This window comes from Pseudomonas sp. TWP3-1 (assembly GCF_049896625.1).
Classification (GTDB): Bacteria; Pseudomonadota; Gammaproteobacteria; order Pseudomonadales; family Pseudomonadaceae; genus Aquipseudomonas.
Genome location: NZ_JAFCUQ010000005.1, coordinates 196872 through 211737, shown reverse-complemented (window position 1 = coordinate 211737; position 14866 = coordinate 196872). Strand labels below are relative to the sequence as shown.

Here is a 14866-nt window from a genome sequence, read left to right as displayed (position 1 = left end):
TCTTGAGTTATAGAGTGCTGAACAGTGGGAAAGTCCCCAGCAGCAGTGCAGCAATCAGGATGCAGATACAAACCAGAATCGCCCATTTCAGGGTGAATCGCTGGTGGTCACCGAAATCAATGCCAGCCAGGGCGACCAACAGATAGGTCGATGGCACCAACGGGCTCAGCAAGTGGACGGGCTGACCGACGATCGAGGCACGGGCCATTTCCACAGCGGTAATGCCGTAGTGGCTGGCGGCTTCGGCCAGGACCGGCAACACGCCGTAGTAGAACGCATCGTTGGACATGAAGAAGGTGAACGGCATGCTCACCAGCGCCGTGATCACGGCCAGGTACGGGCCGAGGAAATCCGGGATCACTGCCAACAGGCTCTTCGACATCGCATCGACCATGCCGGTGCCGGTCAGGATACCGGTGAAAATACCGGCAGCAAAGATCAGTCCGACCACTGCCAGCACACTACCCGCGTGAGCCGCGACGCGATCCTTCTGCTGTTGCAGACAAGGGTAGTTGACGATCATCGCGATACTGAACGCCACCATGAACAGCACCGGCAGCGGCAGCAGGCCGGCGATCAGGGTGCACATCAGGCCGAGGGTCAGGGCGCCGTTGAACCAGATCAGTTTCGGACGACGCGCATCCGGGAACTGCGAGACGCTGATTTCGCTGTGATCGATGTCGTCGCCGATCAGGTGCAACTCACCCAGACGCGCGCGTTCACGTTTGCCGTAGAAATAAGCGATCACCAGAATCGCCAGCACGCCTGCGGCCATCGCCGGGATCATCGGTACGAAGATGTCCGACGGGTCCACATGCAGCGCACTGGCGGCGCGCGCGGTGGGGCCGCCCCATGGGGTCATGTTCATCACGCCGCCGGCGAGGATGATCAGACCGGCCATGATCCGCGGGCTCATGCCGATGCGGCTGTACAGCGGCAGCATGGCGGCCACGCAGATCATATAAGTGGTCGCGCCGTCACCATCAAGGGAAACGACGAGTGCCAGAACGGCAGTACCGACCGAAACTTTCAACGGGTCGCCCTTGACCAGTTTGAGGATCTTGCGCACGGCCGGGTCGAACAGGCCGGAGTCGATCATCAGGGCGAAATACAGAATGGCGAACATCAGCATCACGCCGGTCGGCGCCAGCTTGGTGATGCCTTCGAGCATCATCGGACCGATCTTCGGCGCAAAACCGCCAAACAGCGCAAAAACAATCGGGATGATGATCAGAGCGATCAGCGCGGACAGGCGCTTGGTCATGATCAGGAACATGAACGTGATGACCATGGCGAAGCCAAGGAAAGTCAGCATGGGAATACTCCAGGCGTAGCGCGTCTAGGGAATGAGCAGATCGGACGGGATCAGCGCAGAACGGGAAGGACGAGGCGTACGGGCGGAGTTGCAGCAGGGAGGCGGGTTGCAGAGGACATCAGAATCACCATTGTTGTTGTTAATTGGACCGTGCGCGCGGGGTATCACGCGCATTGGCCAACCGGTCTGTTGCCGGTAGTTGGGCGATCCTAATCGGGGAACCTTTCAGCTACCTTTCGACGCTGAAAGCTTCAGGCGAATGGGCAACCGGTCGTCGGATGCGGCTAGAGTCAATAAACACAGGGTGAGGAGGGCGATGCGATGCATCAATTGCACAGCGGTGGCTGTCACTGCGGACATATTCGTTATCAGTTCAGCGGAGCGCTGCATGACATTGCGCATTGTCATTGCTCGATCTGCCGCCGCGTAAGTGGCGGCATAGTCACCACATGGATCACCCTGCCGGCGGCGAATTTCCAATGGCTGGCGGGGGTGCCGTCGCGCTATGACTCGTCGAACAGCTGCGCGCGGTTCTTCTGCCCGAACTGCGGCGCGCAACTGGCGCTGGTGACATTGCTCAGCCCCGAAAGCATCGACCTGACCATCGCCACGCTGGATCACCCGGAGCAGGCGCCGGCCGAGCGGCATATCTGGACCGACAGCCAATTGCCCTGGCTGCATCTGGATGAGCACTTGCCTGGTGAGCCTGAAGAAACGCTTTGATCAAATATAGACAGCTCCAGCGGTCGCACCCTGTGCATTGCAACGCCTGCGAATCGGTTCGAACCCTCGGCATTGCCCGTGTGTCACACACCATACAAGGGACAATAAAAGGGACCTCAGCCATGAAAAATGCCGAAACCCCGGCGGTGAAAGTGGTGCTCTACGGTGCCATGAGTAGCCTCGGCAGTGCGTTGATGGCTGAACTGCTGCGCCGCCAGCATGAAGTCATCGCCATCCTCGACGACCTGACCGCCCTCGCGCCACGCCCCGGTTTGCGCACCAAGAGTGGCGATCTGTTCGATGCCGAGCGGGTCAATCAAAGTGTTGCCGGCAGTTCGGCGGTGATTTGTCTGTTGAATGCGCCGGGCTTGCCGTTCAACAGCGAGCACATTGAGAAATCCGTAGTGCTCGGGCCGGTCGAGCAAGTGCTGGCGGTGGATGCGTTGATCGACGGCCTGCAAGCGGCGAGTGTTGCGCGACTGTTTGTGGTCGGCGAATTCGAAGCGCTGGAGGAGCCGGAACTGGATGATCGCCTGCAGCGCCACGCCGCCGAGGAAATCCGCGAAGCGCTGCAAAGCAGCCCGCTGCACTGGACGCTGGTGAATGCGCCGCGCGGCGTGGCGGGGCTGACGATTGAGCATTTCAGTCAGGTCAGCAGTTCGCTTGAGCCGGGGTTGGCCGAGCCGCTCGAGCGATTGCAACGGGTGGCGGTGGGGATTGCGGATGAGCTGCGGTTGAATTTGCATGTGGGTGAACATGTGAGTTTTGTGGCTGCTTCAGATAGCTAAAGGATCGCAGCCTGCGGCACTGCTCGCCTGCTCCGCCATCAGCCAATCCACAAACTGCTGAATCAACACTCCGCGCCGTTTGCGCTGCGGCAGCACCACGTAGTAACCAAGGCGCGATAGCGTTGTTTGCGCTATCGGCCGCACCAGCAACCCTTGGCTGAGCAAGTTATCCACAAGGTGCCGCCAGCCAATCGCCACCCCTTGGCCGCCAATCGCCGCTTGGATCAACAGCGTGTAATTGTCGAAACGCAATTGCCCCGGCGCTGGCGGGGTGGCGATGCCGAGCTCGCGGAACACACCACTCCAGTCAAACCAGTTGCTGCTGTTTTCCCCGCGCAGGTGCAGCAGCGGGAACTCCAGTAGCGCCTGAGCCGGCAAGGGCAGGGCGCGCTCCTTGAGCAATTGCGGGCTGCACACCGGAAACACTTCTTCGCTGAACAGCCAGTGGCTTTCACCCTGCTTGAAGCGCCCGTCGCCGAACAGGATCGCCACATCGATATCGGTGCGCAGCATGTTGTGATTGCGTTCGCTGGTAACCAGGCTCACATCAACCTGCGGGTTGGCCTCGTGAAAACGGTGGAGACGCGGCATCAACCAATACGCGGCAAAGGCAAAATCGGTGGCAACTTGCAGCACCTCATGTTGCTCTTGTGCACTGATCGCACTCAATCCTGCATCGATATTCTGCAAACCAAGGCTAACTTGCTCAAATAGCAGCGCGCCAACCTCAGTCAATTCGATGCCGCGATAGATCCGGTCAAACAGCCGCGTGCCGAGCTGTTCTTCCAGGCGTTTGATCTGCTGACTGATCGCCGGTTGCGTGGTGCCCAGCTCGACCGCCGCTGCGGTGAAGCTGCGCTGACGGGCCGCTGCCTCGAAGGCGCGCAGCAAATCCAGCGACAAATCGCCAAGGGCTTCATACATAAGCTGTGCTTATCCTAGTCATTGCCCGGCGCGGGCTTTACCGGGTAGAGCATGGACTCCATGCTCGATCGCAGCAATGTCGCATAAATATTCACTATGGAATGCCGCGATCACATGAAGCGCAAGAACATCCTCTTCATCATGGCCGATCAAATGGCCGCGCCAGTGTTGCCGATCTACGGCCCGTCTCCAATCAAACTGCCCAATCTCAGCCGCTTGGCCGCACAAGGCGTGGTGTTCGACGCCGCCTATTGCAACAGTCCACTGTGCGCGCCGTCGCGTTTCACCCTGGTCAGCGGCCAGTTGCCGAGCAAGATCGGCGCCTACGACAACGCCGCCGATTTCCCCGCCGACATCCCGACCTACGCCCACTACCTGCGCCGCCTCGGCTACCGCACCGCGCTGTCGGGAAAGATGCATTTTTGCGGCCCGGATCAGTTGCACGGCTATGAAGAACGCCTGACCAGCGACATTTACCCGGCCGATTACGGCTGGTCGGTAAATTGGGACGAGCCGGACGTGCGTCCGAGCTGGTATCACAACATGTCCTCGGTGCTGCAGGCCGGGCCGTGCGTGCGTACCAATCAGCTGGATTTCGACGAAGAGGTGGTGTTCAAGGCCCAGCAATACCTGTTCGATCACATCCGTGAGGACGGCGATCAACCCTTCTGCCTGACCGTCTCGATGACTCACCCACATGATCCGTACACGATTCCCAAGGCGTTCTGGGATTTGTACGACGATGCGGATATCCCGCTGCCTACGACGCCGGAGCAACATTCACTCGATCCACATTCCCAGCGTTTACTCAAAGTCTACGATCTCTGGGACAAGCCGTTGCCTGTGGATAAGATCCGCGATGCGCGCCGCGCCTACTTCGGCGCTTGCAGTTATATCGACGCCAACGTCGGCAAGCTCCTGCAAACGCTGGAAGAAACCGGGCTGATCGACGACACGATCATCGTGTTCTCAGGTGACCACGGCGACATGCTTGGCGAGAAAGGCCTCTGGTACAAAATGCACTGGTTCGAAATGGCCGCCCGCGTGCCCCTGTTGATAAGTGCACCAGGGCAATTCGCTGCGAGCCGGGTCAGCAACGCGGTATCTACGGCCGACCTGTTGCCAACCTTCGTCGAACTGGCCGGCGGCACACTGCAAGCCGACCTGCCGCTGGACGGCCGATCGCTGCTGCCGCATCTGCAAGGGCAGGGCGGGCACGATGAAGTGTTCGGCGAATACATGGCCGAAGGCACGATCAGCCCGCTGATGATGATCCGGCGCGGTGCCTGGAAATTTATCTACAGCGAAAGCGACCCTTGCCTACTCTTCGACGTAGCCAACGATCCGCGTGAGTTGGAGGAACTCAGCCAGTCGCCGCAGCACCGCCAGTTGTTCGACGACTTTCTCGCCGAAGCGCGGGCCAAATGGGACATCCCGACGATCCACCGCGATGTACTCGAGAGCCAACGGCGTCGGCGGTTCGTCGCCGAGGCGCTGACCATCGGCAAGCTGAAGAGCTGGGATCACCAGCCGCTGGTGGACGCCAGTCAGCAATACATGCGCAACCACATCGACCTTGATGATCTGGAACGCAAAGCACGTTATCCACAACCCTGCCAAAACCAATAATGCGAAGGGGAAGTCCATGCTCAAGTTATCCACAGTCGTCACCGTCAGTCTGCTGGCAATGGGCAGCGCTTCGGCCTACGCCGAGCAGAGTTGCGACACGGTAAAAATGGCCGATCCGGGCTGGAGCGACATTGCCGCGACCAACGCCATCACCGGGTTTCTGCTGGACGGCATGGGCTACAAGGCCAAGGTCGACACCCTTGCAGTGCCGATCACCTTTGGCGGATTGAAGGATGGCCAGGTTGATGTGTTCCTCGGCAACTGGATGCCCGCGCAGCAGGGGTTCTATGACAAGTTCGTCGCGACCGGCGACGTGACGCAACTGGCGAAGAACCTCGAAGGCACCGAGTTCACCCTCGCCGTGCCGGATTACGTGTGGGATGCGGGTGTGCATAACTTTGCCGACCTGAATAAGTACGCCGACAAGTTTGAAAAGAAAATCTACGGGATCGGCTCGGGTGCGCCAGCCAACATCTCGCTGCAAGAGATCATCAAGAAGAACGATTTCGACTTGGGTCAATGGAAGCTGATCGAGTCGAGCGAACAAGCAATGCTGGCCGAAGTATCGCGGGCAGTGAAGAAGCAGAAATTCGTGACCTTCCTCGGCTGGACCCCGCACCCGATGAACGTGCAGTTGAAGATGCATTATCTGAAGGGTGGCGAGAAATATTTTGGCGACACCGGCAGCGTATTTACCCTGACGCGCAAGGGATATGCCGAAGCCTGTCCGAATGTGGGCAAGTTGCTGACCAATCTGGCCTTCACCCAGGAGATGGAGAACAGCATCATGGCTGAGGTGGTGAACAACAAAGTCAGCAACGCTCAAGCGGCGAAGGCCTGGATCAAGGCGAATCCGGGAGTGTTGGATAAGTGGCTGGATGGCGTGAAAACCGTAGATGGGAAAGAGGCTTTAGGGGCGGTGAAGGCCAAGCTCTGATCGTGGGGTGCTGACGACTTATGTTCGCTCAAGATCTTTTCCCCCCTCACCCCAACCCTCTCGCCCCAAGGGGGGCGAGGGGGAAAGGGAGCCGACCGTCGTTGGTTTCAGAACCTGAGTTCGACTGAAGACTTTCAGGTCGATGAATTTCGAATCAACACCTCGGTCAGTCCCCTCTCCCTCCGGGCGGTCCGACGTTTCGGGAGGGTTAGGGTGAGGGGCTCTTCTACTGACACCCTGATAACCTTGCAAACACCCAAATACCAAACCGCGAGACCACATGCCCCTCCCGACCCGCCGCTCACTCCTGCCCTTCCTGACCTGGCTGCCCCGGCAGACCCGCGCCAGCGTCGGGCGCGACCTGATCGTCGGTCTCAGCGGTGCGATTCTCGCGTTGCCGCAGTCGATTGCCTACGCGCTGATCGCCGGTCTCCCACCTGAATACGGCCTCTACGCGGCAATCATCCCGGTCCTGATCGCCTGCTTATGGGGTTCTTCGTGGCACCTGATCTGCGGCCCCACGGCGGCAATCTCCATTGTGCTTTACGCCAGCGTCAGTCCACTTGCCGTCCCGGCATCACAGGACTACATCACCCTGATTTTGCTGCTGACCTTCCTCGCCGGAGTTTTCCAGTGGCTGCTCGGCCTGTTGCGCTTCGGCGCGCTGGTGAATTTCGTCTCGCATTCGGTGGTGCTGGGTTTCACCCTCGGTGCGGCGGTGGTGATTGTCATCGGTCAATTACCCAACCTGCTCGGGCTGGAGTTACAGAGCAAAGCCACGGCATTGGACAGCCTGATGGATCTGCTGCGGCATCTGGGAACTGTGGATAAACCCTCGCTCGCCCTCGGTGTGGCCACGGTGCTGGTCGGCGCGGCATTGAAACAGTTGCTGCCGCGCTGGCCAACGCTATTGATCACGCTGGTGCTCGGCAGTCTGCTGGTGTGGCTGTGGCCGGCGATGTTCGGCCATGTGCAATTGGTCAGCGCCTTCGTTGGACGTTTGCCGCCGTTCAGTGCGCTGGATCTGGATCTGGACGTGATCCTGCGCCTGCTGCCGAGCGCTGTGGCGGTGGGCATGCTCGGGCTGGTTACGAGTCTGTCGATTGCGCGCTCGATTTCCGCGCGCTCGCAGCAGTTGCTCGATGCCAATCAGGAAGTCCGCGCTCAGGGTTTATCCAATATCGTCGGCGCGTTGCTCTCTGGATCGTTGTCCGCCGGGTCATTCACTCGTTCCGGATTGAGCTATGAGGCCGGCGCCTGTTCTCCGCTGGCCGGGGTGTTCTCGGCACTGTGGGTGGCGTTGTTCGCGATTTTCGGCGCGGGGTTGATAGCGCACATTCCGATCCCGGCAATGGCCGGCAGCATTCTGTTGATCGCCTGGGGGCTGGTGGATATTCGCGGGATTCGCGCGCTGCTGCGAGTCAGCCGCGCAGAATTCTTGGTGATGGCTTTGACCTGTCTCGCCACATTGCTGCTGGAATTGCAGACAGCGATTTATGCCGGAGTGCTGGCGTCGCTGTTTTTCTATCTCAAGCGCACCTCACAGCCGAGCGTGCAGCATTGGCGCGATGGCGAGGATGATGTGCTGCGGGTTGGTGGTTCGATCTTTTTCGGCGCCAGCCATTACCTGCAAGTGCGCCTGCAACGCATGCACGGCGAGCGCGTGGTGATCGAAGCGCAGCAGATCAACTTCATCGACTATTCAGGGGTAGAAATGCTGCATCAGGAGGCGCGACGCTTGCTCAAACAGGGACGCTGCCTGACATTGCGCCGCGCGCGGCCGCAGGTGGTTGAGGAGTTGAGGAAGCTGGAAGGGCCGGAGAAATGTCCGATCCGCTTTGAGGAGTGATCAGATATCGGTGTCGACTTCAATCGCTGGCAAGCCAGCTCCCACAGGGATTGAGGTGATCCTTGTGGGAGCTGGCTTGCCAGCGATGCTTTTAAAGGGCCAGTTGGCGGCGCAGTTCGGCGAGTACGGGCGCAGTGTCCGGGCGCACCCCGCGCCACAGTAAAAACGCCTCTGCCGCTTGCTCAGCCAACATCCCCAACCCATCCATCGACACCGCCGCGCCATGCTCGCTGGCCCAACGACAAAACGCCGTCGGCTCCTTGCCATACATCATGTCGTAGCACAGGGTTTTACCCGGCTCGATCAGGCTCGGTGCAATCGGCGGGACATCGCCGGTCAGGCTGGCGGATGTGGCGTTGATGATCACGTCCACCGGCTCGCGCAACCAGTCGAAACCACTGGCCGACACCGGCCCCAGATCGCTGAATAACTCTGCCAGCAATTCGGCTTTTTCCACCGTGCGATTGGCAATGATCACCGACGCCGGTTTTTCCGCCAGCAATGGCTCCAGCGCTCCGCGCACTGCACCACCAGCGCCGAGCAGCAGAATGCGTTTGCCGGTCAGGCTGAAACCGGCATTCACCGTCAGATCGCGTACCAGTCCGGCGCCGTCGGTGTTGTCGCCGAGCAGCGAACCGTCGGCGAGTTTGCTCAGGGTATTCACTGCGCCGGCCCGCTCAGCACGAGCAGTCAGGCTGTTGGCCAGGCGATAGGCGTCTTCCTTGAACGGCACAGTCACGTTGGCGCCGCGACCGTCCTGAAAAAACACCTTGGCGCAACCGGAAAAGCCGTCGAGCGGCGCCAGCAAAGTGCTGTAGTCAAGACTCTGCCCGGTCTGCTCGGCGAACAGTTTATGAATCAGCGGCGACTTGCTGTGGCCGATCGGATTACCGAAAACGACGTAACGATCCATCACAACTCCTCGTTCAGGCCTGGGCCAGCCAGTCGCGGTCTTGCAGAAAGTAGTCGGTCAGGCGTGCCTCTTCGCTACCCGGCTCGGCCTTCCAGTCGTAGGCCCAGCGCACCTGCGGCGGCAGCGACATCAGGATTGACTCGGTGCGTCCGCCCGATTGCAGGCCGAACAGCGTGCCACGGTCGTAAACCAGATTGAATTCAACGTAACGGCCACGGCGGAATTCCTGGAACTCGCGCTGCTTGGCGGTGAACTCATCGTGCTTGCGCCGTTGCACGATTGGCAGATACGCATCGATGTAGGCGTCACCGATGGCGCGCATGAAGGCGAAACTGGTATCGAAGTCCCACTCGTTCAGGTCGTCGAAAAACAGGCCGCCGATGCCACGTGGTTCGTGGCGATGCTTGATGTGGAAATAGCTGTCGCACCAGGCCTTGTAGCGCGAATAGACGTCCGGGCCGAACGGCGCACAGGCCTGCTCGGCCACGCGGTGCCAGTGGATGCAGTCTTCTTCGTTGCCGTAATACGGGGTCAGGTCGAAGCCGCCACCGAACCACCACACCGGCTCTTCGCCTTCTTTCTCGGCGATGAAAAAACGCACATTGGCGTGGGACGTCGGCACATGCGGGTTGTGCGGGTGAATCACCAGCGACACGCCGAGGGCTTCAAAGCCGCGCCCGGCCAGTTCCGGCCGATGGGCGCTGGCCGACGGTGGCAGACCACTGCCGAACACATGGGAAAAGTTTACGCCGCCCTTTTCGATCAACGCGCCGTTCTCGATCACTCGAGTGCGACCGCCGCCCCCAGCCGGACGAGCCCAGGCGTCTTCGACGAAGCGCGTGCCGCCGTCCTCGGCTTCCAGCGCAGCGCAGATGCGATCTTGCAGGTCGAGCAGATAGGCTTTTACGGCGTCGGTGCAGGTCGTCATGACATCCCCCTGGATCGGTAAAACAGATCGGGCAAAACTACGCGGCGCCCCCGCAGGCAATGGGGGGCGGCGCAAATGGGCGCGTAGCATACCATCGCAGGCCGGCACGCCGCAGTTGACGAAGATCAAGGTTGGGAGTTCGATAGGCAGCTCGCAAACGACCCAAGGAATAGGCAGATGGCAAAGCGAATCCAGTTCCACGCCCACGGCGGCCCCGAAGTGCTCGAGTACGTTGACTACCAGCCCGCCGAGCCCGGCCCGCAGCAGGTGCGCGTGAGCAACAAGGCCATCGGTCTGAACTTCATCGACACTTACTACCGCAGCGGTCTCTACGCGCCGCCAGCATTGCCGTCGGGTCTAGGTGCCGAGGGTGCCGGCATCGTTGACGCGGTGGGCAGCGAAGTCACCCGCTTCAAGGTCGGTGATCGCGTGGCTTATGGCAGCGGCCCGTTGGGTGCTTACAGCGAACTGCACGTCCTGCCCGAAGCCAATCTGGTGAAACTGCCGGACGCCATCAGCTTCGAAACCGCCGCCGGGGTCATGCTCAAAGGCCTGACCGTGCAATATCTGCTGCGTCAGACTTATGAACTCAAGGCTGGTGAAACCATTCTGTTCCACGCCGCCGCCGGTGGCGTCGGTTCGCTGGCCTGCCAATGGGCCAAGGCTCTCGGCGTGAAACTGATCGGTACGGTCAGCTCGAAAGAGAAAGCCGACCTGGCCAAGGCTAACGGCGCATGGGCGACCATCGACTACAGCCACGAAAACGTTGCCCAGCGGGTGCTGGAGTTGACCGACGGCAAGAAAGTCCCGGTGGTCTACGACGGGGTTGGCAAGGACACCTGGCTGACCTCGCTCGACAGCGTGGCGCCGCGCGGTCTGCTGGTGAGTTTCGGTAATGCGTCCGGCGCGGTGGACGGGGTGAACCTGGGGATCCTGTCGGCGAAAGGTTCGCTGTACGTGACCCGGCCGACCCTGGCGACTTACGCCAACAATGCCGCGAACCTGCAACGGATGGCGGATGAGCTGTTCGAGATGATCATCAGCGGCAAGATAAAGGTGGATATCAGTCAGCGTTATCCACTGGCTGAAGCGGCGAAGGCGCAGACCGAGTTGTCGGCGCGGCGCACCACGGGTTCGACCATCCTGCTGCCATGACGACAAGCTGCCCCGGCGATGCTTCATAAGTTGGTCGGGGTAAGTTGCAATTCAACAAAAAACGGCGTCTTGCCGGCCGAGGTTGTTGCAAAGTCCTCTCGGGCCAGACGCTGCACCTGCAACCCCAATACTCCGGGCAAGCCGAGCAATGCGCTCGCCTGAGCCTCGCCCTGCAGTGCCCGTTCGATCACCGCCTGCGCATCGGCAGCCAGTTTTTCCTGGGCGATGACCAGACGCATGCGAGCACCGTTAGCCTGACGATCGACCTGCACCTGAATATCGGCGGCGCACAACTCGGGCAACATCTGACCGAGCGCATGCATTACCTGCCGCTGAGTGATGATCGCGCCGCCCAGCTTGATCGACGTTTCGACCCGACCCTCGAGCTCCAGCACGGGCCAGGAACTGCCACAGGCACAACTCCTCACCTTGCGCAGCATTCGCCCACGATCGCCAATCCTGTACCGCAACAGCGGTACGTGATCGGGCAGCAGCGGCGTCAACAGAAATTCGCCGGTCTGCTCTTCGGGCACGGCTTGCAGGGTCACGGGATCAACTACTTCGAGCAGCACCGCGTCGGCATGCAGATGATAAAACCCGTGCTCAAGGTGTGCGCATTGAAAGCCGATGGGGCCGGTCTCCGTAGAGCTGTAGCCGAACGACCTTATCTTCAGCATCGGCCAGTCCCGGGTGAGTTGTTCGCGCAACGATTGACTGCAGGGTTCTCCGATGTAGTACAGCCACTTCAGACTGCCTAACTGCGCTGCGCCGATCTGATCATGGTTGAACAGCGCCGCAGCGAAGGAGGGTGTGCAAATCAGCGCATCGGCCGCCTGTGACTGAATCAGCTCGGCAATCCGTTGAACGCCCATCTGCGAACCGGCGGGCAACAGGCGCGCACCAATGTGCTGGACGACCGCCGATGCGTATTGAAAGGCTCCCTGCATTTCACCGCAGGTCAGACAGTTGATGACGATGCCTGGACGTTCGTCAGCCTCCCCAAACATCCGCGCACCCAAGGAAACGATGCCGGTATTGAACGCCCATGAATGGGTGATGTGCTTACGGTTGCCGGTGCTGCCTCCCGACGTGAGAGTCAGGCCGCCGTCCGGTGCGCGGTGTGAGGCTTCGCCGAGCACGGAGAACAGCACACCGCCGTGTTCGTCCTCCACGGCTTGAATCGGCAGTCGATGCAGGTCGTTTGCGGTCTGCACGTCTCTGAGCTGGGGATATAACGCGCTGAACCACGGCAGGGAGCGCGCGTGCGCCAATTTGCGCGCAAAGGCGTCAGCAGCATCCCCGTCAGCACCGGCATTGATTATCGGATCACTGCTCATCGCCACGCCCCCCCTGACGAATACCCAACGCATCGAACCCGCTGCCGACAGCGCTCGCGAGATGCTCCAGCTGGGTCTGGCTATGACTGGCACTGATGGCCAGACGCAGGATCGCCTCGCCCTTGGCCACTACCGGAAACACAGCGGTGGTGACCGCAATCGTCTGTCGGCGCAGATGCAGCGCAAGGTTGATCGCATCGCTCTCGGCGCCGACGCGCACGAACCGAATGGGTGAGGCCACTTGATGGTTGCCCAGCACCGGCCCGAGCAGACCGTCGATCACGGCCACATTGCGCCACAGATCCGCCTGCAACTGTCCCAGCTCAGGGGAAAGGTGGATTTTGCCGGAGGCGACTGCTGCGCCCACGCCGCCCATGGACAGTGGCCCGCCGAATGTATAGGTCGACGCATGGCGCCGTATCATCTCGGCATCAGCCGCCGTGTGCACAGTAATTGCACCGCCGGTGGCGCCGAACGCCTTGGACAGCGAGGACAGCAGGATCAGACGAGCGCGCTGTCGCTGGTCGGCTGCGAAAAGCGCATAGCCACCGCCTGCTTCGCCATGAATCGAAGTGCCGTGGGCATCATCCGCGTAGAGATAACCGTCGAAACGCTCCGCCAGTTGCAGCAGACGGTTGACCGGATACAAACCCCGCATTGAGCCGATGCTGTCGGTGAGGATGATCGGTGTATTGCCAGCCGCAACCGCAGTAGAGCATGCGTGCTCCACTTGCTCGAGATCGCTGCAATCGCAACGCAGCACGGGGCCGAACTGGCACAGGATGCCCTGCAGCACTTGCATCGAGGCATGCGCAGCCCGGTCGACGATCCAGCCAGGTCCACGACGCAAGGGATAGGAAGGCAATTCGCCGGATCCGAGCAGCGGCAGACAGCCAAGATGCGCGCTGCCTACCGAGTTGAAGGTCACCGAATGCCCCTGGAATATCCGGTTCAGTTGCTCATCCAGCTCGCGCATGGGCGGCAGCAGAGCCCGGGTTCGCGCAGCAGCGAACTGCACGCCGAATGACTGGACGGCGCTCATCGCGCCTTGAATAAGGCGTGGATCGCACTCCAGCCCGAGGTAAGAGCATGAGAGAAATTCAGTCAGCCGCTCACCGCTATTCAACTCGATTTCCTTGCCCTCACGTTTCACCAGGTTCAAACCGTTGAGCCCGGCTTCGAACAGTTGCTGCTGATCGTCCCGCGCCTGGCGCACACGGTTTTTGACCCAATTTACGGTTGGTTGAATCGTGTTCATGGGAAGGCCTGCAAAGGGGGTGTCTGGCGATAGACCTGCACGCGCCATAGCTGGGTTGTTTCGCGTGCGATCACTGGCTGGTATTGGGCGGTGATATCGCAGAAACCTGCACTATCAGGCTGCACCACGTGCAAATGGCCACGCATGACTATCAACGCCTGCCCGCTCAGCGCCGGGCGCAGACGTTGCAAGACACTGGCGCCGGCCCCCTGGGGCATGAAGGACGGCACGTCCGACAGCGAGACGAAATCGACATCCGCAAACGTGGCAACACAATCGAGGATGTCCGCCTGCACCACGCGCAACTCGCACTGCTGAAGTCTCTCGCGCGCACGGCTGAAAATTATCGGGTCACATTCCAGTGGGTAGCCCTGCGGATAGCGCAGTTCTCCGAAGAACAGCATTTGCAGGAAAAAGCTCTCCTTCACCACTTGAGTGGTAAACAAGGCGTGGAAAATCTGCTGATATGCCGCGCGCGAACTGATACCAAGATTGTTGGGTGGAAATGAGCCTCGATACAGCAGCGAGTTGAGCACTGCCGCGTTCCCCAGCAGCGCGATTACCGCTTTCCAGCGCGTGAGCGGGAAACGGCTTCGGTAATATTCCGTCTGCGCGCCAAGTTCGCTGTGTCGGAAAATTTCTCGACCCGCCCTTCCGGTAAACAACCCATTGACCTTGGCCAGCCGCTGCAGCGTCTGCTCGAAAGCACCCATGTAAATCGGTGCCTTCCAGTCACGGGACCGGAACAACTCCGCCAGCCAGCGGCGATCCGCCGAGGGCAAATTCAGCTGCTGAAAAATCGACTGGCGGCGTATCGCCGAACTCTCTGGCTGGTAGCCCAGGAATTCCATGAACGACGCGTGATCGGTCTGCTCCAGAAGAGCAAATCGCAACCGCGTGAAGGCGAGTTGCGGCGCACTTATATCGGTGCAGGTCATGCGCATCGGACTGCGGGCCAACAGCGGCAACAGCCGTCCGCCACACCCGGCGACACCGACTATATGTTTGGCACGCTCGGGCAGAATCGCGTGCTCAAGTGCTGTGTCTTCATCCCCCAGCGTGTAGTTGAGCCGCTCGAAATATTCAGCCATTCGCGCCTCCGCTCATCGG

13 protein-coding genes are annotated in these 14866 nt (G+C 60.4%); 6 read left to right on the top strand and 7 right to left on the bottom strand.

Features of this window, described 5'->3' with window-relative positions; translation table 11 throughout:
* Positions 1 to 7: 7 nt before the first annotated feature.
* Entirely contained in the window at positions 8 to 1315 is a 1308-nt protein-coding gene (locus tag ACP7BN_RS09790) for a CitMHS family transporter (RefSeq protein ID WP_420650042.1), read from the bottom strand.
* Positions 1316 to 1636: 321 nt separating this feature from the next.
* On the opposite strand from ACP7BN_RS09790, the gene ACP7BN_RS09785 reads away from it, so the two are divergent.
* The gene (locus tag ACP7BN_RS09785; protein ID WP_426203604.1) at positions 1637 to 2038 is read left to right on the top strand and encodes a GFA family protein; all 402 of its coding nucleotides are present in this window, start codon (positions 1637 to 1639) and stop codon (positions 2036 to 2038) included.
* Between the two features lie 122 nt (positions 2039 to 2160).
* Positions 2161 to 2826, top strand: a complete 666-nt coding sequence (locus ACP7BN_RS09780) for an NAD(P)-dependent oxidoreductase (protein ID WP_426203601.1) — start codon at positions 2161 to 2163, stop codon at positions 2824 to 2826.
* Here the strand turns inward: ACP7BN_RS09780 and ACP7BN_RS09775 are convergent.
* Positions 2815 to 3750 carry a choline sulfate utilization transcriptional regulator gene (locus ACP7BN_RS09775; protein ID WP_426203599.1) on the bottom strand — a complete coding sequence of 312 codons (936 nt, stop codon included), beginning with the start codon at positions 3748 to 3750 and terminating at the stop codon, positions 2815 to 2817. The two genes, ACP7BN_RS09780 and ACP7BN_RS09775, sit on opposite strands and share 12 nt — an antisense overlap.
* A 114-nt stretch (positions 3751 to 3864) precedes the next feature.
* Between ACP7BN_RS09775 and betC the strand changes: the two genes are divergently transcribed.
* The 3 genes from betC (at position 3865) to ACP7BN_RS09760 (ending at position 8165) form a co-directional block, all read left to right on the top strand.
* Positions 3865 to 5379 (top strand): choline-sulfatase, encoded by a 1515-nt coding sequence (gene betC, locus ACP7BN_RS09770; RefSeq protein WP_426203596.1) that lies wholly within the window; start codon positions 3865 to 3867, stop codon positions 5377 to 5379.
* A 16-nt stretch (positions 5380 to 5395) separates the two neighbouring features.
* Positions 5396 to 6316, top strand: coding sequence for a choline ABC transporter substrate-binding protein (choX, locus tag ACP7BN_RS09765; protein ID WP_426203593.1), 921 nt, complete (start codon positions 5396 to 5398; stop codon positions 6314 to 6316).
* A 280-nt stretch (positions 6317 to 6596) separates the two neighbouring features.
* The gene (locus ACP7BN_RS09760) at positions 6597 to 8165 is read left to right on the top strand and encodes a SulP family inorganic anion transporter (protein WP_426203591.1); all 1569 of its coding nucleotides are present in this window, start codon (positions 6597 to 6599) and stop codon (positions 8163 to 8165) included.
* A 91-nt stretch (positions 8166 to 8256) separates the two neighbouring features.
* Here the strand turns inward: ACP7BN_RS09760 and aroE are convergent, their stop codons facing one another.
* Positions 8257 to 9078, bottom strand: coding sequence for a shikimate dehydrogenase (aroE, locus tag ACP7BN_RS09755; RefSeq protein WP_426203589.1), 822 nt, complete (start codon positions 9076 to 9078; stop codon positions 8257 to 8259).
* A gap of 13 nt (positions 9079 to 9091) precedes the next feature.
* Positions 9092 to 10006: an oxygen-dependent coproporphyrinogen oxidase gene (gene hemF / locus ACP7BN_RS09750; RefSeq protein ID WP_426203588.1), complete on the bottom strand. Its 915-nt coding sequence runs from the start codon at positions 10004 to 10006 to the stop codon at positions 9092 to 9094.
* 177 nt (positions 10007 to 10183) lie between these two features.
* Between hemF and ACP7BN_RS09745 the strand changes: the two genes are divergently transcribed.
* Entirely contained in the window at positions 10184 to 11161 is a 978-nt protein-coding gene (locus ACP7BN_RS09745) for an NADPH:quinone reductase (protein WP_426203586.1), read from the top strand.
* 23 nt (positions 11162 to 11184) lie between these two features.
* Here the strand turns inward: ACP7BN_RS09745 and ACP7BN_RS09740 are convergent, their stop codons facing one another.
* The 3 genes from ACP7BN_RS09740 to ACP7BN_RS09730 are packed head-to-tail and all read right to left on the bottom strand — an operon-like array spanning position 11185 to position 14847.
* The gene (locus ACP7BN_RS09740) at positions 11185 to 12498 is read right to left on the bottom strand and encodes a phenylacetate--CoA ligase family protein (RefSeq protein WP_426203583.1); all 1314 of its coding nucleotides are present in this window, start codon (positions 12496 to 12498) and stop codon (positions 11185 to 11187) included.
* Complete coding sequence (locus ACP7BN_RS09735) at positions 12488 to 13756, bottom strand: aminotransferase class I/II-fold pyridoxal phosphate-dependent enzyme (RefSeq protein ID WP_426203581.1); 1269 nt, start codon at positions 13754 to 13756, stop codon at positions 12488 to 12490. The genes ACP7BN_RS09740 and ACP7BN_RS09735 overlap by 11 nt, the downstream gene beginning before the upstream one ends.
* Positions 13753 to 14847 (bottom strand): DUF3419 family protein, encoded by a 1095-nt coding sequence (locus ACP7BN_RS09730; RefSeq protein WP_426203579.1) that lies wholly within the window; start codon positions 14845 to 14847, stop codon positions 13753 to 13755. The genes ACP7BN_RS09735 and ACP7BN_RS09730 overlap by 4 nt, the downstream gene beginning before the upstream one ends.
* Between the last annotated feature and the right edge of the window lie 19 nt (positions 14848 to 14866).